This is a genomic window from Saccharopolyspora rhizosphaerae, from assembly GCF_003931915.1.
GTDB classification, from domain to species: Bacteria; Actinomycetota; Actinomycetes; order Mycobacteriales; family Pseudonocardiaceae; genus Saccharopolyspora; species Saccharopolyspora rhizosphaerae.
In genome coordinates this window covers 536,766-554,490 of record NZ_RSAA01000007.1, presented here as the reverse complement: position 1 = coordinate 554,490, position 17,725 = coordinate 536,766, and the positions used below count along the sequence as shown (strand labels likewise).

Genomic DNA, 17,725 nt, shown 5'->3' with positions numbered 1-17,725 from the left:
AGGGCCGGTCAGCTCACGCGCCCAACCATATCCGGGGCGCCTCGACCCCCGACCGGCGCGGTCTGCGCTGGTCGGGCGGGTCTCCCCGGAGTCATTGGCCTGAGAGTTTCACCACCCGGCGGGCGGTTTGCACCGTGGGCGAGAAGCGAGGTGCTCCTGCTTTTCTCCGTGTTTCGCCTGGTGTCCTGCGGTAATGGTGCCTGAGAGTTTACTGGGGAGTATTGCTCCTTCGGCGCCTCGCCCGGTGGTGGCGAGGTCTCTCCCGCGAGACGTCATCGGCGCGATGTTCGGTTGTGACGCTCACAGACGCTACGAACCGCCCCCACCCCAGTCAACAGGAAGACCGAGTGATCTCGACCCTTGCGCCGGGGTGATCTCGACCCTTGCGCCGGGCTCACCTCGCCTCCTCGGGAGCTCGCTGCTCGGTGAGTTCGTCGAACTGCACCCGCAGGCCGTCGATGAGGGCGGTCAACGCCAGCTCGAAGCTGGCGGTGTCGATCTCCGCGGCCTTCTCGTGCAGCAGGTGCGCTCGGCTCAGGTGCGGGTAGCGGTCGGTGTAGACGGTGGCGTCGGCGGGGAAGCCGTGGCTGAAGGAGCCCATCGCCGCACCGATCACCAAGTACTTCGTCGAAGCACCGATCATCGTGGCGTAGCGCTGCGGCCAGCCGGCCCGGGTGAGGCCGCCGTGCACGGCGTCGGCGGCGCGCAGCGCGGCGTCGCGGCGTGCCGGGCCGTAGGCGATGAACGGGACCAGGTTCGGGTGTTCGGCCAGGGCAGCGCGGTAGGAGCGCGCCCACGTGCGCAGGCCGGTGACCCAGTCCTGCTCGAAGCCCGAGACGTCGACCGCGCGCATCACCTCGTCGGAGATCTCGTGCAGCAGGTCTTCCTTGGTGGCGACGTGGTTGTAGAGCGAGGCCGCGCGCACGTCGAGGCGTTCGGCGAGCTTGCGCATGGAGAGCGCTTCGAGGCCCTCGGTGTCGATGATCTCCAGCCCGAACTTGCGGATGCGCTCCGGGGAGAGTCGGGGTGTGCTGGGTCTGGGCAACGTCTGCCTCCTCACCGGGACCCTTGCGGCGCGCGCCTGGACGGTTCTAGGCTGCCATAAAACTAACGGCGTTAGTTACCGGCCTGCACGAAAGGACGAACGCGATGGTCGACTTCTCGCTCTCCGACACCGAGCGCGACATCCGCGACTGGGTGCGCAACTTCGTCCAGCGGGAGCTGATGCCGCTGGAGCCGGAGGTGCTGCGCAGGGAGCGGGCCGGTCAGCGCGGTCTCACCAAGGACGAGCTCGTCGAACTGCAGAACAAGGCCAAGGAGGCCGGTTTCTGGGGTGTGCAGACGCCGGAGGAGTACGGCGGCATGAACCTCTCGGCGGTCATGGCGGCGCTGATCGAAGCCGAGCTGGGCCGCACCTACGTGCCGTTCCGCTTCGGCGGCTACGCCGACAACATCCTCTACTACGCCAACGAGGAGCAGAAGCAGCGCTACCTGCTGCCGACCATCGAAGGCACCCGCAAGTCCTGCTTCGCCATCACCGAGCCCGGCGCGGGGTCGGACGCCAAGAACCTGCGCACCACCGCCGTGCGCGACGGCGACGACTGGGTCATCAACGGTGAGAAGACCTTCATCACCGGTGGCATCGACGCCGACTTCGTGATGGTCTTCGCGGTCACCGACCGCGAGAAGGGCGCCAACGGCGGGGTGACCTGCTTCCTCGTCGACCGCGACATGGGCTGGAAGTCCGAGCCGATCGACATCATGGGCCCCGACGAGCGCCAGCCCGCCGCGCTGGTGTTCGACAACGTCCGGGTGCCGGCCGAGAACGTGCTCGGGGAGGTCGGCAACGGGTTCGGGCTGGCGATGCAGTGGATCGGCCGCGGCCGCTACCTGCTGCCCGCCCGCGCGCTCGGCTCCTGCGAGCGGCTGGTGGAGATGGGCGCGGAGTACGCGAAGAACCGCGAGACCTTCGGCGCCCCGATCGCCGACCGGCAGGCCATCCAGTGGATGATCGCCGACTCCGCGGTGGAGATCGAGGCGCTGCGCTGGCTGGTCCTGCAGGCCGCGTGGCAGGTCGACCAGGGCATGGACTCCCGGCACGCGCAGTCCATCGCCAAGCTGTTCGGCGCCACGCACGCCAACCAGATCGTCGACCGGGTCCTGCAGATCCACGGCGGCATGGGCTACACCAAGGAGCTCCCGGTCGAGCGCTGGTACCGCGACCTGCGGCTGCTGCGCATCTTCGAGGGCACCGACGAGATCCAGCGCCGCACGATCGCCCGCAACGTGCTCAAGGGGCACGCCTCGCTCGGCGGCGCCCTCGGCTGACACCGCGTCACCCCCACCGGAGCGGAGGTTCCGGTGGGGTTCCGCCACGCTCGGGCCGTGGGGGCCAGGTGGGGGTCAGGCGTGCTCCGGCTGGGGGACGGGAGCGGCTTCGTGCTGGTCCGTGCGGTTGGTCGAGGTGCGGCGCCACCCCACGAGGTGGTGATGTTCGTTTGCGGTGGGTGATTTGTCGGTACCCTGGTGTGCAACGGCCTCGAAGCATCGGGAGTGATGATGTCGCTGTTCAAGAAGGTCACCGACTTCGCGAAGAGCCCGCAGGGCAAGAAGGTGATCGACCAGGCCAAGAAGTACGCCTCGGACCCGAAGAACAAGCAGAAGATCGACCAGGTCAAGAACAAGTTCACAGGCAAGGGCGGATCCGGTTCGCAAGGCGGGCACCGCTGAACGGCTGACTCGCAGAACGCCCCCGGCTTCCGGTCGGGGGCGTTTTCTGTTGCCCGCGGGGCGATCAACAGTAGAGTCCCGTCCCGAGGCGTTCTCGATGGCGAGCAGCACGGAGGTCGCGATGGGCAGCGCGTACGTCGCCGGGACGTTCGACACCAAGGGCGCGGAACTGGGCTACGTCGCCGGCCTCATCGGACGTGAGCACCCCGTCGTCACCGTGGACCTGTCGACCACCGGGGAAGGCCCTTCCGGCGCCGACGTCTCCGCGTCCGAGGTCGCCGCGCACCACCCCGACGGCGCCGCCGCCGTGTTCACCGGCGACCGCGGCTCGGCCGTGACCGCGATGGCCACCGCCTTCGCCCGGTTCCTGCGCACCCGCGACGTCGACGGCGTCATCGGCCTCGGCGGATCGGGCGGGACCGCGCTGGTCACCCCGGCGATGCGAGAACTGCCCGTGGGCGTGCCGAAGGTGATGGTGTCCACTGTGGCCTCCGGCGACGTGTCCGGGTACGTCGGCGCCACCGACATCGCGATGTTCCCCTCGGTCACCGACGTCGCCGGGCTGAACAGGATCTCCCGCCGCATCCTCGCCAACGCCGCGCACGCCCTGCTCGGCGCGATCAGCCACCCGCTGCCGCAGGTTGAGGACAGGCCGGCCGTCGCGCTGTCGATGTTCGGCGTCACCACGCCCTGCGTGACCGCCGCCGCCGAGAAGCTGGCCGCCGACTTCGACCCGCTGGTGTTCCACGCGACCGGGACCGGCGGGCGCGCCCTGGAGAAGCTCGTCGACGACGGCCTGGTGCGCGCGGTCCTGGACATCACCACCACCGAGGTCTGCGACCTCGTCGCCGGTGGCGTGATGAGCGCCGGAGAGCAGCGGCTCGACGCCATCGCGCGCACCCGGGTGCCCTACGTCGGCTCCTGCGGAGCGCTCGACATGGTGAACTTCGGTGCGCGGGACACGGTTCCCGAGCGCTACCGCGACCGCACCCTCTACGTGCACAACCCGCAGGTCACGCTGATGCGCACCAGCCCGGAGGAGTGCCGGGAGATCGGCTCGTTCATCGCGCGCAAGCTCAACGCCTGCCAGGGCCCGGTCCGCTTCCTGCTGCCGATCGGCGGAGTGTCCATGCTGGACGCACCGGACCAGCCGTTCCACGATCCCGAAGCCGACGCCGTGCTCTTCGACACCATCGAGCGCGAGGTCGAGCAGACCGAGGACCGCCGCGTGCTGCGGGTCGACAACAACGTCAACGACGAGGAGTTCGTCACGGCGCTGCTGGCTGCGTTCCGCGAAGTCGTGGGCGACTAGAGGGATTTCGGCACGGAACCTGGAGGGGCGATGAACGGATTCGACCGCGCGGAGCTGCTGCGCGAGTTCCACGCCAAGGCCGAGCGGGGTGAGCCCATCGTGGGCGGCGGTGCGGGAACCGGCCTGTCGGCGAAGTGTGAAGAGGCCGGCGGCATCGACCTGATCGTCATCTACAACTCGGGCCGCTACCGGATGGCCGGGCGCGGGTCGCTGGCGGGCCTGCTGGCCTACGGCAACGCCAACGACATCGTGGTGGAGATGGCCCGCGAAGTGCTGCCGGTCGTGGAGCGCACGCCCGTGCTGGCCGGGGTCAACGGCACCGATCCGTTCATGTTGCGTGAGCACTTCCTGCGGGAGCTGCGGGACCTTGGATTCGCGGGCATCCAGAACTTCCCGACCGTGGGACTCATCGACGGCACCTTCCGGGCGAACCTGGAGGAGACCGGCATGGGCTACGGCCAGGAGGTCGAGCTGGTCGCGGCCGCTCGGGAGGCCGACCTGCTCACCACCCCGTACGTGTTCTCCGCCGACGACGCCCGGGTGATGACCGAGGCCGGCGCCGACATCATCGTCTGCCACATGGGGTTGACCACCGGCGGCGCGATCGGCGCGGAGACCGCCAAGAACCTCGACGACTGCGTCCGGCTCATCGACGAGTGGTCGCAGGCCGCCGCCGAGGTCCGCGAGGACGTCCTGGTGCTGTGCCACGGCGGCCCGATCGCGATGCCCGAGGACGCCGCCTACGTGCTCTCGAGGACGCAGCGCTGCCACGGCTTCTACGGCGCGAGCAGCATGGAGCGGTTGCCCACCGAGAAGGCACTGACAGAACAAACCAAAGCCTTCACCAAGATCTCAACCTCGTGAGACGACCGCTGTGCTCAGCGGTGCGGGTGGCAGGAGCTGAGCGGCTCCGTGGCCTCCGTGCGCCGCTCCTCGAGCATGTCGGCGCGGCGTCGCGGCGTACTCGCCACGACGCCGCGCAGAACCTGCGGCGGTGCCCGTTGAGTCCCACACCTGAAGACGCGGCTCCGCCGCTCGCCGCCTCGAACTGCGGCGGCGCGAGTTGGTTCCACACCACGAAGAAACCTGTTCAGAGGAGGATTCATGCGTAGTTGTGCGAGTGCGGTCATCGAAGCGCCTGTTGAGAAGGTGTGGGAGGTGGTGCGCGACTTCAACGGGCTCCCGGCGTGGCACCCGGCCATCGGCTCCAGCGAGATCGAGGGCGGTCTGGACGCCGCTGCCGTCGGCTGCGTCCGGCGCCTGGCGCTGGGCGACGGCGGTGAGGTGCGCGAACGGCTGGTGGCCCTCGACGACGTCGCGCGCAGCTACACGTACGAGTTCGTGACCAGCCCGTTCCCGGTTCGCAGCTACCGCTCCACGATCCACGTCGTGCCGGTCACCGAGTCCGGGCACACCTTCGTCGAGTGGTTCGCCGACTTCGACGCCGACGCCGACGTCGAAGCCGAGATGGACGGCACGTTCGCCCGAGGTGTGTACGCGACTGGTCTGAAGGGACTAGCGTCGCACGTTTCCGGTTGATCAGGCGAAGTTCCGGCTCGAACCCGCTCGCCCCGGGGCCGTCGGCGGAAGGGAAGGCCTCGGGGATCGCGGGGGAGTGCTCCGGTTAGAGTCGGGCGCGTGCCAAGCCCTACCCCCGCAGACATCGCCCACTCCGACCGGGTCGTGGTGACCGGAGGCTCCGGCTTCGTCGGCCGTGCCGTGGTCCGCGCGTTCGTCGAGCGCGGCACGCCCGTCACCATCGTCGACCTGCAGGCTCCGCCGGAGTCCCTGCGGGACCCGCTGGTGACCTTCGTGGAGGGTGACCTGCGCGACGCCGACGTGCGCGACCGGGCCATCGCGCCCGGGAGCGCAGGCATCGTGCACCTGGCCGCGATCACCTCGGTGCTCAAGTCCGTCGAGCAGCCCGCCGCGACCTACGCCAACAACGTCGAGGTCACCCAGCAGCTGCTGGAGCTGGCCCGCGAACGCGAGGTCGGGCAGTTCATCCTCGCCTCCACCAACGCGGTGGTCGGCGACATCGGCCACGGCACGATCTCCGAGGCGCTGCCGGTCCGCCCGCTGACGCCTTACGGCGCCACCAAGGCCGCGTGCGAGATGCTGCTGTCCGGCTACGCCGGCGCCTACGGGATGTCGACCTGCGCGCTGCGGTTCACCAACATCTACGGCCCGGGCATGGGCCACAAGGACAGCTTCGTGCCGCGCCTGATGCGCGCCGCGCTGGCCGGCGAGGGTGTCGAGGTCTACGGCGACGGCTCGCAGCGCCGGGACTTCGTGCACCTCGACGACGTGGTGCAGGGGATCCTGGCCGCCTGGGACAAGCAGTACACCGGCACGGCGGTGATCGGTTCCGGCGACTCGATCACGGTGCTGGAGCTCATCGAGGCCGTCCGCACGGCCACCCACGTCGACATCCCCGTCACCCACGTGCCCGCCAAGAACGGCGAGATGCCCGCGGTGATCGTGGACGTGTCCAAGGCCCAGCGCGAGCTCGGCTACCAGCCGGGGGTGGAGCTGACCGACGGTCTGCGCACCGTCTGGACCGACTTCACCAGCGGAGCGCGGTGACGACCGCGCTCACGCGCGTGCTGCGCCGGCACTGGCTGCTGGCGCTGCTGGTGCTGGCCGGACTGGTGCTGCGGACCATCACGCAGCTCGCCTACCGGCCGGCGCTGCTCTACATCGACTCCTTCCGGTACCTCGACGACGTCGGCGTCTTCTACCCCGGCGGCATCAACCCGGTCGGCTACGAGTGGTTCCTGTGGCCGCTGCTGGGCATCGGCGGTCTGACCGGCGTCGCCGTCGTGCAGCACCTGCTCGGCCTCGCCCTGGGTGTCGGCGTCTACGTGCTGCTGCGGCGGTTCGGCGTGCGCGAGTGGTTGGCCGCGCTGGCGTCCGCGCCGGTCCTGCTGGACGCCTACCAGCTGCAGATCGAGCAGCTGATCATGTCCGACCTGCTGTTCCAGGTGCTGCTGCTGGCCGCCGTGTACCTGCTGTGCTGGTGGGGCCCGCCGACTCCGAAGGTTGCCGCGGTGGCCGGTGGCGTGCTGGCGCTGTCGGTCATGGTCCGCTCGGTCGGCCTGACGCTGGTGCTGCCGGCGGCGCTGTTCGTGCTGCTCGCGACCGGGTTGCGGCCACCCGGCGGCTGGCGGCCCCGGCTGATCGCCACCGGCGCGCTGGTCGCCGGGTTCACCGCGGCCGTGCTGGGCTACGCGCTCTTCGGCGCGATGATCGCCGGCAAGTTCGGCGTCGGCGGCTCCGGCGGCGGGGGAGTGCTGTTCGGCCGCGCCGCGGTCGTCGCCAATTGCCACGAGCTCGACCTCACCCGCCAAGAGCAGCTGGTGTGCCCGGACGAGCCGCGGGAGGTCCGCGAGCGGATCGGCATCGACTTCTACCTGCACGTGTGGGACGTGCAGGCCAACGTCGACAAGCTGCTGCCCAAGGGCATGGACGTCGGCGCCGCGCAGCGCTCGCTGACCCGCGAGGTCGTGCTGAACCAGCCGCTGGACATCGCCGGGGGCGTGGCCCGCGACTTCTTCAAGGGCTTCGCACCCACCCGGACCCAGTCGGTCGGGGACGTGCCCCTGGACCGCTGGCAGTTCCAGCTCCACTACCCGCTGTACGCGCCCAGCTGGTACGTCCACGAGTGGGCCGAGCTCTACGACGACGGCGGCCTGCACGCCGATCGCGATCTCGCCTCGTTCCTGCGCGGCTACCAGCTCGGTGGCGGCTACACCCCGGGCCTGCTGCTCGGCGGCGCGCTGCTGCTGGCCACCGCGGCGGTGCTCGGCGCGGGCCGGGCCCGGCGCAGCGGCCTGCGCGCGGTGGCGCTGCTGCCAGCAGGTCTGGCGACGACCGCGTTGCTGACCGCGTCGATCATGGAGTTCTCCTGGCGCTACCAGCTGCCCGGACTCGTGCTCCTCCCGCTGGCGGGCGCCCTGGGCGCCACCGCGATCTTCGGCCGCCCTCGCGCCCTCCGCACCGCACACCGACCGCAGCCTTCCGAGGAGAGCCAGATGCTGACGACCTTCCCCGACGAGGTGGACCGGGACGCGCTCGAGGAGTACGCGACCCGCTACGGCGAGCACCGGTTCGCGCCGGTGGTCGTGCTCATCGCCGCCTACAACGAGGAGGAGTCGATCGGCGAGGTCCTCGACGCGGTCCCGAACCGCAGCTGCGGGCTGGACGTCGACACCCTCGTGGTCGTCGACGGCGCGAAGGACCGCACCGCCGAGGTCGCGCTCGACCACGGCGCGCACACCTGCGTGGCGCCCACCAACCGGGGGCAGGGCGCGGCGCTGCGACTGGGCTACCGCCTGGCCGAGCAGCGCGGCGCGCGCTACGTCGTCACCACCGACGCCGATGGCCAGTACGACCTCGCCGAGCTGCCGAAGCTGCTGGAGCCGCTGGTCGAGGACCGCGCGGACTTCGTCACCGGTTCGCGCCGGCTGGGCAGCAACGAGCGCCCGGCGCTGATCCGCCGCATCGGCACCCACGTGTTCGCGTGGGTGGTCAGCGGTCTGACCCGGCAGCGCATCACCGACACCTCGTTCGGATTCCGCGGCATGCGCGTGGAGGTGCCGAACTCGGTGACCCTGCAGCAGCCGCAGTACCAGTCCTCGGAGCTGCTGGTGGGTCTGCTCAGCCACGGCTACCGGGTGCTGGAGCAGCCGATGCGGATGCTGCCGCGCAGCGCGGGGGTGTCCAAGAAGGGTTCGAGCCTGAGCTACGGCTACCGCTACGCCAAGGTCGTGCTCGGCACCTGGTGGCGGGAGCGCCGCAGCTCCGCACGCGCGCAGGCGCCGGCTGAGGAGACCGTCAGCGAGCCTGCTGCGGTCGGCGAGTGAAGACGAGCTTGTCGATCAGCACGAACTTGACCACGAACATCACCGCGTAGGTGCCGACGAAAGCACCCCACACCACGGCCACCTGAGCGGGCCGGGTGTGGGGGAAGGCGCCGGTCGCGATGATCTCGGCCAGGTGCGTGGCGCCGGCCGCCAGCAGCGCGGTGCCGACCGAGATCACGCCGTAGCGCAGGAGTTCTCCGCGCAGCGCCTCGCGGCCGCCGCCGCCCCAGGTGCGCCGGTTGAGCGCGAAGTTCGGGATCGCCCCGGCGAGCCAGGCCAGCACCGTCGAGACGACGGGGGTGGCGCCGAGCGAGTAGGACAGCAGGAACACGAGCTGGCTGATGACGGTGGCCACCACCGATGCAGCCGCGAACCGGCTGATCAACCGCCAGTAGCGGGCACGGCCGGTGATCGTCGGCTGCGCCACGTGTCCTCCCGAGAAGTTCATGCTCACGTGTGCTTGGCTGCACGATACCGATCGCTGTGCGTGGTCTTCTTGGGATGCGTCGAAGATGAGAGCATGCGTGATGTTCACGCTGCACTTACGGCTGAGAAGAGGGAGACAGGCGTGCGAATCCTCGTCCTCGGAGGGGACGGCTACCTCGGTTGGCCGACCGCTCTGCACTTGTCCGACTGCGGCCACGAGGTCGCCGTGGCGGACAACTACGCCCGTCGGGGCTACGACCACGAGATGGGCGTCGAGAGCCTCGTGCCGATCGAGCCGATGCAGGTCCGCCTGGGCGCCTGGGAAGAGGTCTCCGGCAAGACCATCAAGCACTACTACGGCGACCTCGTCGACGGTGACTTCACCTACGAGATGATCGCCGATTTCCGGCCGGACACCATCGTGCACTTCGCCGAGCAGCGCGCGGCGCCGTACTCGATGATCGACCGCAAGCACGCGGTCTACACCCAGCACAACAACGTGGTCGGCAACCTCAACGTGCTGTTCGCGATCCAGGAGATCGACCCGGAGATCCACCTGGTCAAGCTGGGCACGATGGGCGAGTACGGAACGCCGAACATCGACATCGAGGAAGGCTGGCTGGAGGTCACCCACAACGGGCGGACCGACCGGATGCTCTACCCGAAGAAGCCCGGCTCCTTCTACCACCTGAGCAAGGTGCACGACAGCCACAACATCGAGTTCGCCTGCCGCATCTGGGGCCTGCGCGCCACCGACCTCAACCAGGGCGTGGTCTACGGCCAGGAGACGCCGCAGACGGTGCAGGACCCGAGGCTGGCGACCCGCTTCGACTACGACGCGATCTTCGGCACGGTGCTCAACCGGTTCGTCATCCAGGCCGTGCTCGGCCACCCGCTGACGGTGTACTCGCCGGGCGGCCAGACCCGCGGCATGATCGACATCCGGGACACCGTGGAGTGCATCCGGCTGGCCGCGGAGAACCCGGCCGACCGCGGTGAGTTCCGGGTGTTCAACCAGATCACCGAGAGCTACTCGGTCGGCGAGATCGCCAAGACCATCGCCAACAACTTCGACGGCCCGGTCGAGATCGAGCACGTCGAGAACCCGCGGGTGGAGCAGGGCGAGCACTACTACAACGTCAAGCACACCGGTCTGGTCGAGCTCGGACTGCAGCCGCACCTGCTGTCGAACACGCTCATCGAGTCGCTGTTCTCGGTCGCCGACAAGTACAAGCACCGCGTGGACCTCGCGGCGATGCGGCCCACGGTGAACTGGCGCAAGGCCAGCAACCCGCTGCGCGACGAGGACTGAGAGCTTCCGTCCGGCCGCTGAGCCGGACCGTGGAGTGGAGGCGCGGCCGAGCCGCGCAGTGGAGAAGGTGGCCCCGGGCTGTTCGGCCCGGGGCGCCTCACCGCGTGTCGGGGGGCTTCCACGCGGCAGCTTCGAACACTAGCTCGTCGGGATGATCTCGGCGATACGGCACGTGGGTAAATCTCGAACCTGCGGTGAACGCCGGTTAACAACCACCACCAGGCGTCCGGGGACCTCCTCCGCCCGCTGTCCCGGGCGCACCTCGCGCCCTCCCAGCGACCCCGGTCCCGGTCAGGGCCGCCGCAGCCGCGTCAGCCCTGCGCGGTCGCCGGGGCGTCCTCTTCGAGGTCCTCGATCTCGCGGCGCTCGCTGACGATCACCCGGATGGTGTAAGCCAGGGCGGCGACCCAGGCGACGACGATCGCGCCGTAGATGACGGTCGGCGTCGGCGCCGGGAGGTCGACGGCCTTGATCAGGGTGCGCGCGTTGGTCAGCACGATCAGACCGCCGGCGCCGACGCCGATCAGCCGCATCGGCACGATCCGCACCAGGTAAGCGGCCAGCGGTGCGGCGACCACGCCCCCCAGCAGCAGCGCGCCCACGGTCACCCAGGACAGTGGCTGGTTGACCAGCGAGAACAGGAATCCCAGACTCGCCGCTACCGCGATGAGGAACTCGCTGGTGTCGACCGACCCGATGACCTTGCGCGGCTCGACCTTGCCGGTGCTCAGCAGCGTCGGCGTGGCGACCGGCCCCCAGCCGCCACCACCGGTGGCGTCCACGAAGCCCGCGACCAGACCCAGCGGGGCGAGCAGCTTGGTGCTCACGCCGGTGAGCTGGCGGCGGCGCAGCGGGCGGATGGCGAAGCGCAGCAGCACGTAGATGCCCAGCGCGAGCAGGATGGTGGCCATCCACGGCTCGGCGGCCTCGGTGGAGACGTTGCTCAGCGCGGTCGCGCCGAGGAAGGCGCCGACCGCACCCGGCACGCCCAGGGTGAGCACGATCTTCCAGTCGACGTTGCCGAACTTCCAGTGCGAGAAGCCGGAGGCGACCGACGTGCCGATCTCGGCCAGGTGCACCGACGCCGAGGCCAGCGCCGGGGTCAGACCGGCGGTCAGCAGGATGGTCGTCGAGGTGACGCCGTAGGCCATGCCGAGAGAGCCGTCGACGAGCTGCGCGACGAAACCACCGATCGCGAAGATCAGGAATGCTTGCACGATGTCTCCGTACGGGATCCGGGCGCGACGAGTTCGCGGCGCGAGGTCTCGTGGCGAGAAGGCGAGAAGGTGCGGACAGGCGCGACTGCGTACTAGCGCGAGCGCCGACACCGTGCGGAGGTGACGCGGCGCAGGTCTACGTGGAGGCGCTGCGACAGCAGCCGCCACTGATCACCGGGCGTCATGGGGGACAGTCAAACAGATCGCGCAGTCGAGTGGCAGCGTCTCCCAGAGTGCGGGAGGCCTGACTGGGCCTTTCGTGGGGGATCTGTGTTGAACGACACCTTCCCCCCGTCGTGATCTTGCGGCCGCGCTGGAGCGTGGTGTGACGCTGACCGTCCTCTGTGGACTCAAACGCGGTGCGCGGTCGCTCCGGTTGTCGTTGTGCGCCTTGGCGGTCGGGCCCTCAACATCCACATGACCTGCACGAACTGTTCGAATCTTGGACTCGTGGCCCGGCTCGCGGCGACTGCGGGGCGCCCGTGATCGCCGGGTTCGCGTGATCTTCGGCGTGACCGCGCGGTGATCTTCAGTCGTCACGATCAGTAATGGACCGTGCGGCTCAAGTGGGTGATTCCTCTGCTGAGTGAGTCCTGAGTTGCGGCACGCTGTGACTGTCAGCTACGTTCTGGTCCGCACGTCACGGTTCGATCACGATGAGATCTCTTTCCCCGAGGGGGTCTCGCCCGCTTCCCCCGACGCGGGAGTGGTCGAACCGTCCCCCGACGGAAGGTAGTGATGGGCAAGCATCGCAAGGAGGACCGGCAACCCCCGATGGCCGGTCTTCCGCTCCGCAACAAGGTTGTGGCGGCGGTGGTGGCCGGAGGAGCGTTCGCGGCGGTGGGCCAGCCTCTTGCCGCGAACGCCGGTTCCGAGCCGCAGGATCGCGACGTTCAGCCCTTGGCTGACGCCAAGAACCTGAGCACCGCCGTCACAGGAACCCAGAACAGCCCGGCGGCCGTGCAGCTGCTGCAGGCGCAGGCCCCGCCCCAGGCCGAGGTCCAGGAGACCGCGGTCCGGGAGATGGCCAAGGCCCGCGCCATCGAGGCCGAGCGCATCGCCCAGGCCGAAGCCGCCCGCAAGGCCGCTCAGGCCGAAGCCGAGGCGCGCCGGGCCGCCGAGGAGAAGGCGCGCAAGGCCGCCGGCTTCCACAAGCCCGCCGAAGGCCGCTACACCTCCGGCTACGGATCTCGCTGGGGCACCAGCCACCGGGGCATCGACATCGCCAACAAGATCGGCACGCCGATCTACGCGGTGGCTCCCGGTGAGGTCGTCGAAGCGGGTCCGGCCAGTGGCTTCGGCATGTGGGTCCGGGTCGAGCACGACGACGGCACGGTCACCGTCTACGGACACGTGAACACGATCGTCGCGGACGAGGGTCAGCGGGTCGGTGCGGGCGAGCAGATCGCCACCATGGGCAACCGCGGCCAGTCCACCGGTCCGCACCTGCACTTCGAGGTCCACAAGAACGGCAGCCAGAAGATCAACCCGCTGCCGTGGCTCCGCGAGCGCGGCATCGAGGTCGCGTGAGCGAGGCTGCCCCACAGACGACCGCCCGGGGTCCGCATTCCCCCGACTGACCCCGGGCGGTTCCCCACTTCAGGACCCCGTGTTCGGGTTCGAAGGCCCGAACCTGCGGCGGAGCGCGCGAAGGGCAGCGGACGGCGTTCGGCTGCCTGGTCGTGGTCGGTCGGCCGGTCCGGCTGGTCGCTCCCGCCCGCGAGCTTGGCCAGGTCGATTCGTGCTCCCACGTGTCCTCCCTCGGCTGCTCTGCCTCGATCAAGAGCAACGCTAGCCGAGCTGAGGGCGCGGCAACTCCGCCCTTCTGCTCAACCTGCTCACTCCGCCGGTTGGGGCGTCTCCTCCTCGAGGCGCTGGCGCAGCCACACGAGAGTCCGCGACAGCAGCCGTGAGACGTGCATCTGCGAGATGCCGACCTGCTCCGCGATCTGCGTCTGGGTCATGCCCCGGAAGAAGCGCATCACGAGGATCTTGCGCTCCCGCTCGGGCAGCTCCTCGAGCAGCGGCCGGACCATCTCCCGGTTCTCGACCTCGGCCAGCTCGGCGTCGTCGGACCCGATGGCGTCACCGAGCGGGATCTCGTCCGTGTCGGTGAGCAGCTCGTCCAGCGACGCGCTCCGGTAGGCGTTGCCGGCTTCCAGCCCGTGGTAGACGTCGTCGGTGCTGATGCCGAGGTGCTTGGCCAGTTCGCTGGGGGTGGGCGCGCGGCCCAGCTCCTGCGACAACCGCGCGATGGCCGACGAGACCGACAGGTGCAGCTCCTGCAGCCTGCGCGGCATCCGCACGGCCCATCCGGTGTCGCGGAAGTGCCTGCGCACCTCGCCCATGATCGTCGGAACCGCGTAGGACAAGAAGTCGACCCCGCGCTCGGGGTCGAAGCGGTCCACCGCGTTGATCAGACCCAGGACCGCGACCTGGGTGAGGTCCTCCTGGGACTCGCCGCGGTGGCTGAAGCGGCGCGCGATGTGCTCGGCCACCGGCATGTGCTCGGTGACGAGCTTGTCCCGAAGTTCGGACCGCCGGGGATCCGCGTCGTCCAGCTTGGCGAGCTCGCCGAACAGAGGCGCGAGCTTGTCGTAGCGCTCGTTGCGCGACTGAGTGGATTCCGCTCGTTTCACACCTGAGCCGTCCGTCCCTTGGTCAACTCGATCCGCACCAGGTGACTTCCGTTGGCATTGGGATCCGACTCGACCGAGGTTGACACAGTGTCGGCGAGTGCGCTGAGCACGCGCCAGCTGAAGGTGTCCTTGCGAGGCCCGAGGTGGTCCTTGCTGTGCACTTCGGCGGTGATCGACAACTGATCACCGACCAGCCGGAACCGGCAGACCAGCGTGGCCTCCGGCTCGGCCAAGCGGACCAGTGACGAGCACGCCTCGTCGACGGCCAACCGCAGGTCGGCGATCGAGTCGACGTCGTGGTCGGCGCGCATCGCCAAGTCACCCACGACGGCCCGCATGACTGACAGCTGGTCGGGCTCTGCCCTGACCCGCACTTCGACTTGGTTGGGAGCGGAAGTCGCAGGTTCGACCTGCGTGACCTCGCGTTCCACGCTCATTTCGCCGACCACCTCGTCTCGGAGCGGCGTTCACATGCTGTGATCTGCCCTTGCGGTTCCCTGGTACCCGTGACCCTGGTGGTGCAAACGGACGGCCGGTCAGAGGCTCGTCCAGTAGTCCCAGAAGCGCTGCAGGATGAGCGCGACGATCACGAGGTACCACACTACGACTACCACGGTGTGCAACGTGCCCAGGGCCGATCCGAGCGAACGGCCTGCGCTGCCGAGGTGGCCCTCGCGCAGGTTGCGCAGGGTCGTGTACCAGAACAGCGGGATCGTCACGGCCCAGACGACCATGCAGTAGGGGCACAGCGCGCCGATGGAGTAGAGGCTCTGCACGATCAGCCAGTGGATGAAGACCACGGCCAGCGTCGTCCCGACCTGCAGGCCCCACCAGTACCAGCGAGGCGGGCGGAACCCTGCCAGCAGCGCCACGCCGCTGGCGACCACCACCGGGAAGGCCGCGACACCGATGAGCGGGTTCGGGAAGCCCAGCAGCGCGGCCTGCGGGCTGTCCATCACCGACCCGCAGGAGACGATCGGGTTGAGGCTGCAGGAGAGGACGTGGTCCGGGTTGACCAGCTTCGCTACCTTCTCGACGATCAGCGCGAACGAGGCGACGAACCCGATCGCACCGCCCACGACGTACAACCACGCCAGGCCGCGCGGCCGGGCCGACGCCCGCGGCTCCTGGCCGGCGGTCTCTTCGACGGCGTGGGCGGTGGTCACTTCGCCAGCTCCTGGTCCAGCTGCTCGCGGAGCTTCGGCCCGATCTCGGCGTAGGACTGAACGTTGCCCGGGTCGAACTGGCGGCCGTTGAGGAAGATCGTCGGCGTGGAGCCCACGCCGGCGGCTCCGCCATCGGCGACGTCCTGGTCGATCTTGGCCTGGACCTTGGGCGAGACCATGTCCTGCTTGAAGCGGTTGACGTCCAGCCCGATCTGCTGCGCGTACTGCTCGAACTGCGCCTTGGCCTTGGCCTCGTCGCTGGCGTACTGCTGGCCGTCGGCGGCCCACTGGGCCCAGTTGTCGAACAGGGCGTGGTACATCTCCTTGTACTTGCCCTGGAACGCCGCGGCCTCGGCGGCGCGCGCGGCTTGCTGCGAGAGCGGGTGCATCTCCAACGGGTAGTTGCGCGTGATGAAGGTGATCCGGCCCGCGTACTCGTCCTCGATGTTCCTCATGAACCCCGAGTAGTACTTCTGGCACACGGGGCACTGGAAGTCGACGAACTCGACCACGGTGAGCTTGCCGTCGGGAGCCTCGGTGAGCACGTGGCTGTCCGGCTTGCGCAAGACCTCTGCCGCCACGGCCGGCTGCGAACCGCCGGTGTCGCCGCCACCGTCCCCGCCGCGGTTGAACAGCAGCACGCCACCGATCACCACCACCGCGACGACCACCACCACGATGGTCAGGATGATGTTGGTGGAGAGCCCGCTCTTCTGCGTCACCAGGTTCTGGTTCTTCGGCATCGTGCGCATTCACCTTCGGCGGTCGTGAGGGGGAACCGACGGGACAAGTCTCGCGCATTCACCCGGTCGAGAAATTCTGCGGGGGTGCACTCACAGCGCGTTCACAGCGCGTTCTCAGCTTGTCGGTGATCCGGGCAGGGGTGATGCTGACCCGCATGACCGATCTCGCGGGTCTGCTCGACGACGAGGCCCAGGCGTTGCTGCGCTCCTGGCCGGGCGGGACCTGGCACGCGCCCGAGCTGGCCACGCTCACCCGCCACGAGTTCTCCGACGAGAACTGGATCTACGAGCGCAAGCTCGACGGCGTGCGGCTCATCGCCGGCGCCGACGGCCGGGAGCCGCAGCTGTGGTCGCGCAACCGCAAGCGCGTCGACCCCGCCTACCCGGAGGTCGTGGACGCCCTGGCCGCCCAGGGAGCTTCGCAGTTCGTGGTCGACGGCGAGGTCGTGGCCTTCGAAGGCGACAAGACGAGCTTCGCCAAGCTGCAGAAGCGAATCCACCTCACTGACGCCGCCGCCGCGCGCCGCACCGGGGTCCCGGTCTACTACTACGTCTTCGACCTGATCGCCTTCGGCGGCGTGGACCTGACGCGTCTGCCGCTGCGGAGCCGCAAGCGGCTGCTGCAGGAGTGCTTCGAGTTCACCGACCCACTGCGCTTCAGCAGGCACCGCAACGGCGAGGGCGTGGCGTTCCTCGAGGAGGCCTGCGCGCGCGGGTGGGAAGGGCTGATCGCCAAGCGGGCCGACCAGCCCTACCGGTCCGGTCGCGGGCGGGACTGGCTGAAGTTCAAGTGCGTGTCCGGCCAGGAGTTCGTGATCGGCGGGTACACCGATCCCCAGGGCGCTCGGTCCGGCTTCGGCGCACTGCTCGTCGGCTACTACGACCGCGAGGGGCTGCGCTACGCCGGCAAGGTCGGCACCGGCTACGACGAGCGGACCTTGCGCGACCTCCGGGCGAAGCTCGACGAGCGGTCCCGCTCGAAGTCCCCGTTCGTCGACGAGGTCCGCGAACCAGGGGTCCACTGGGCGGAGCCGGAGCTGGTCGCCCAGGTCGGCTTCAGCGAGTGGACCGAGGACGGAAAGCTCCGGCACCCCCGTTTTTCCGGCCTGCGCAACGACAAGTCAGCCGAAGAAGTCCGCCGCGAGGGTTGAGCGCTCTTCCACGAACCGCTCCGCGGGGCGGCTGGTGGCAGACCTGGGCGGTCCGTGCGCCGCTCCTCGAGCACTTCTCGTCGGCCGAGGCGTGCTGGACGCTCCGAACCTGCGGCAGAGCTGAGACCACACCTGAGGACAAGGCCTACGCCGCCCGCGAAGCC

17 protein-coding genes and 2 riboswitches are annotated in these 17,725 nt (G+C 69.4%); of the genes, 10 read left to right on the top strand and 7 right to left on the bottom strand.

The genetic code is table 11. The features are described 5' to 3' along the window. Positions 1–78: 78 nt before the first annotated feature. Positions 79–177: riboswitch (glycine riboswitch) on the bottom strand. A 1-nt stretch (position 178) separates the two neighbouring features. Next, positions 179–275: riboswitch (glycine riboswitch) on the bottom strand. A gap of 119 nt (positions 276–394) precedes the next feature. Continuing rightward, positions 395–1,045, bottom strand: coding sequence for a TetR/AcrR family transcriptional regulator (locus EIL87_RS09155; RefSeq protein ID WP_125089729.1), 651 nt, complete (start codon positions 1,043–1,045; stop codon positions 395–397). A gap of 104 nt (positions 1,046–1,149) precedes the next feature. Here EIL87_RS09155 and EIL87_RS09150 point away from each other — a divergent pair, with 104 nt between their 5' ends. The 7 genes from EIL87_RS09150 (at position 1,150) to EIL87_RS09125 (ending at position 8,907) form a co-directional block, all read left to right on the top strand. Continuing rightward, positions 1,150–2,328, top strand: coding sequence for an acyl-CoA dehydrogenase family protein (locus EIL87_RS09150; protein ID WP_125089728.1), 1,179 nt, complete (start codon positions 1,150–1,152; stop codon positions 2,326–2,328). Positions 2,329–2,559: 231 nt separating this feature from the next. After that, a complete protein-coding gene (locus tag EIL87_RS27035) occupies positions 2,560–2,730 on the top strand; it encodes a hypothetical protein (protein ID WP_199740316.1) in 171 nt (56 codons plus the stop codon). Positions 2,731–2,851: 121 nt separating this feature from the next. Continuing rightward, complete coding sequence (locus EIL87_RS09145) at positions 2,852–4,042, top strand: Tm-1-like ATP-binding domain-containing protein (RefSeq protein WP_125089794.1); 1,191 nt, start codon at positions 2,852–2,854, stop codon at positions 4,040–4,042. Between the two features lie 30 nt (positions 4,043–4,072). Beyond that, complete coding sequence (locus tag EIL87_RS09140; RefSeq protein WP_125089727.1) at positions 4,073–4,906, top strand: phosphoenolpyruvate hydrolase family protein; 834 nt, start codon at positions 4,073–4,075, stop codon at positions 4,904–4,906. Between the two features lie 240 nt (positions 4,907–5,146). Then, the gene (locus EIL87_RS09135) at positions 5,147–5,581 is read left to right on the top strand and encodes an SRPBCC family protein (RefSeq protein ID WP_125089726.1); all 435 of its coding nucleotides are present in this window, start codon (positions 5,147–5,149) and stop codon (positions 5,579–5,581) included. A gap of 99 nt (positions 5,582–5,680) precedes the next feature. Next, entirely contained in the window at positions 5,681–6,628 is a 948-nt protein-coding gene (locus EIL87_RS09130; protein ID WP_233576115.1) for an NAD-dependent epimerase/dehydratase family protein, read from the top strand. Further along, positions 6,625–8,907: a glycosyltransferase family 2 protein gene (locus EIL87_RS09125; RefSeq protein ID WP_125089725.1), complete on the top strand. Its 2,283-nt coding sequence runs from the start codon at positions 6,625–6,627 to the stop codon at positions 8,905–8,907. Before EIL87_RS09130 ends, EIL87_RS09125 begins: the two co-directional genes overlap by 4 nt. Here EIL87_RS09125 and EIL87_RS09120 read toward each other — a convergent pair. Next, positions 8,879–9,334, bottom strand: coding sequence for a GtrA family protein (locus EIL87_RS09120; protein ID WP_233576114.1), 456 nt, complete (start codon positions 9,332–9,334; stop codon positions 8,879–8,881). The genes EIL87_RS09125 and EIL87_RS09120 overlap by 29 nt on opposite strands. 141 nt (positions 9,335–9,475) lie before the next feature. On the opposite strand from EIL87_RS09120, the gene EIL87_RS09115 reads away from it, so the two are divergent. Then, positions 9,476–10,645: an NAD-dependent epimerase/dehydratase family protein gene (locus EIL87_RS09115; RefSeq protein ID WP_125089723.1), complete on the top strand. Its 1,170-nt coding sequence runs from the start codon at positions 9,476–9,478 to the stop codon at positions 10,643–10,645. A gap of 311 nt (positions 10,646–10,956) precedes the next feature. Here the strand turns inward: EIL87_RS09115 and EIL87_RS09110 are convergent, their stop codons facing one another. After that, positions 10,957–11,862, bottom strand: coding sequence for a sulfite exporter TauE/SafE family protein (locus EIL87_RS09110; RefSeq protein WP_125089722.1), 906 nt, complete (start codon positions 11,860–11,862; stop codon positions 10,957–10,959). 738 nt (positions 11,863–12,600) lie between these two features. On the opposite strand from EIL87_RS09110, the gene EIL87_RS09105 reads away from it, so the two are divergent. Continuing rightward, positions 12,601–13,392, top strand: coding sequence for a M23 family metallopeptidase (locus EIL87_RS09105; RefSeq protein ID WP_125089721.1), 792 nt, complete (start codon positions 12,601–12,603; stop codon positions 13,390–13,392). Between the two features lie 308 nt (positions 13,393–13,700). On the opposite strand, the gene EIL87_RS09100 is transcribed toward EIL87_RS09105, so the two are convergent. From EIL87_RS09100 to EIL87_RS09085, 4 genes are all read right to left on the bottom strand, one after another. After that, positions 13,701–14,501, bottom strand: coding sequence for a SigB/SigF/SigG family RNA polymerase sigma factor (locus tag EIL87_RS09100; RefSeq protein ID WP_125089720.1), 801 nt, complete (start codon positions 14,499–14,501; stop codon positions 13,701–13,703). Further along, positions 14,498–14,938 carry an ATP-binding protein gene (locus EIL87_RS09095; protein ID WP_125089719.1) on the bottom strand — a complete coding sequence of 147 codons (441 nt, stop codon included), beginning with the start codon at positions 14,936–14,938 and terminating at the stop codon, positions 14,498–14,500. The genes EIL87_RS09100 and EIL87_RS09095 overlap by 4 nt, the downstream gene beginning before the upstream one ends. A 99-nt stretch (positions 14,939–15,037) precedes the next feature. Continuing rightward, the gene (locus EIL87_RS09090) at positions 15,038–15,667 is read right to left on the bottom strand and encodes a vitamin K epoxide reductase family protein (RefSeq protein ID WP_125089718.1); all 630 of its coding nucleotides are present in this window, start codon (positions 15,665–15,667) and stop codon (positions 15,038–15,040) included. Next, positions 15,664–16,410 (bottom strand): DsbA family protein, encoded by a 747-nt coding sequence (locus EIL87_RS09085; protein WP_125089717.1) that lies wholly within the window; start codon positions 16,408–16,410, stop codon positions 15,664–15,666. Before EIL87_RS09085 ends, EIL87_RS09090 begins: the two co-directional genes overlap by 4 nt. A 155-nt stretch (positions 16,411–16,565) precedes the next feature. Between EIL87_RS09085 and ligD the strand changes: the two genes are divergently transcribed. Then, on the top strand, positions 16,566–17,561 hold the full coding sequence (gene ligD / locus EIL87_RS09080; protein ID WP_125089716.1) for a non-homologous end-joining DNA ligase: 996 nt from the start codon (positions 16,566–16,568) through the stop codon (positions 17,559–17,561). Positions 17,562–17,725 lie beyond the last annotated feature (164 nt).

Coding starts and splice junctions, on each gene's coding strand:
- EIL87_RS09150 (WP_125089728.1), top strand. CDS start 1,150: ATGGTCGACTTCTCGCTCTCCGACACCGAGCGCGACATCCGCGACTGG.
- EIL87_RS27035 (WP_199740316.1), top strand. CDS start 2,560: ATGTCGCTGTTCAAGAAGGTCACCGACTTCGCGAAGAGCCCGCAGGGC.
- EIL87_RS09145 (WP_125089794.1), top strand. CDS start 2,852: ATGGGCAGCGCGTACGTCGCCGGGACGTTCGACACCAAGGGCGCGGAA.
- EIL87_RS09140 (WP_125089727.1), top strand. CDS start 4,073: ATGAACGGATTCGACCGCGCGGAGCTGCTGCGCGAGTTCCACGCCAAG.
- EIL87_RS09135 (WP_125089726.1), top strand. CDS start 5,147: ATGCGTAGTTGTGCGAGTGCGGTCATCGAAGCGCCTGTTGAGAAGGTG.
- EIL87_RS09105 (WP_125089721.1), top strand. CDS start 12,601: ATGGGCAAGCATCGCAAGGAGGACCGGCAACCCCCGATGGCCGGTCTT.
- EIL87_RS09095 (WP_125089719.1), bottom strand. CDS start 14,938: ATGAGCGTGGAACGCGAGGTCACGCAGGTCGAACCTGCGACTTCCGCT.
- EIL87_RS09085 (WP_125089717.1), bottom strand. CDS start 16,410: ATGCCGAAGAACCAGAACCTGGTGACGCAGAAGAGCGGGCTCTCCACC.
- ligD (WP_125089716.1), top strand. CDS start 16,566: ATGACCGATCTCGCGGGTCTGCTCGACGACGAGGCCCAGGCGTTGCTG.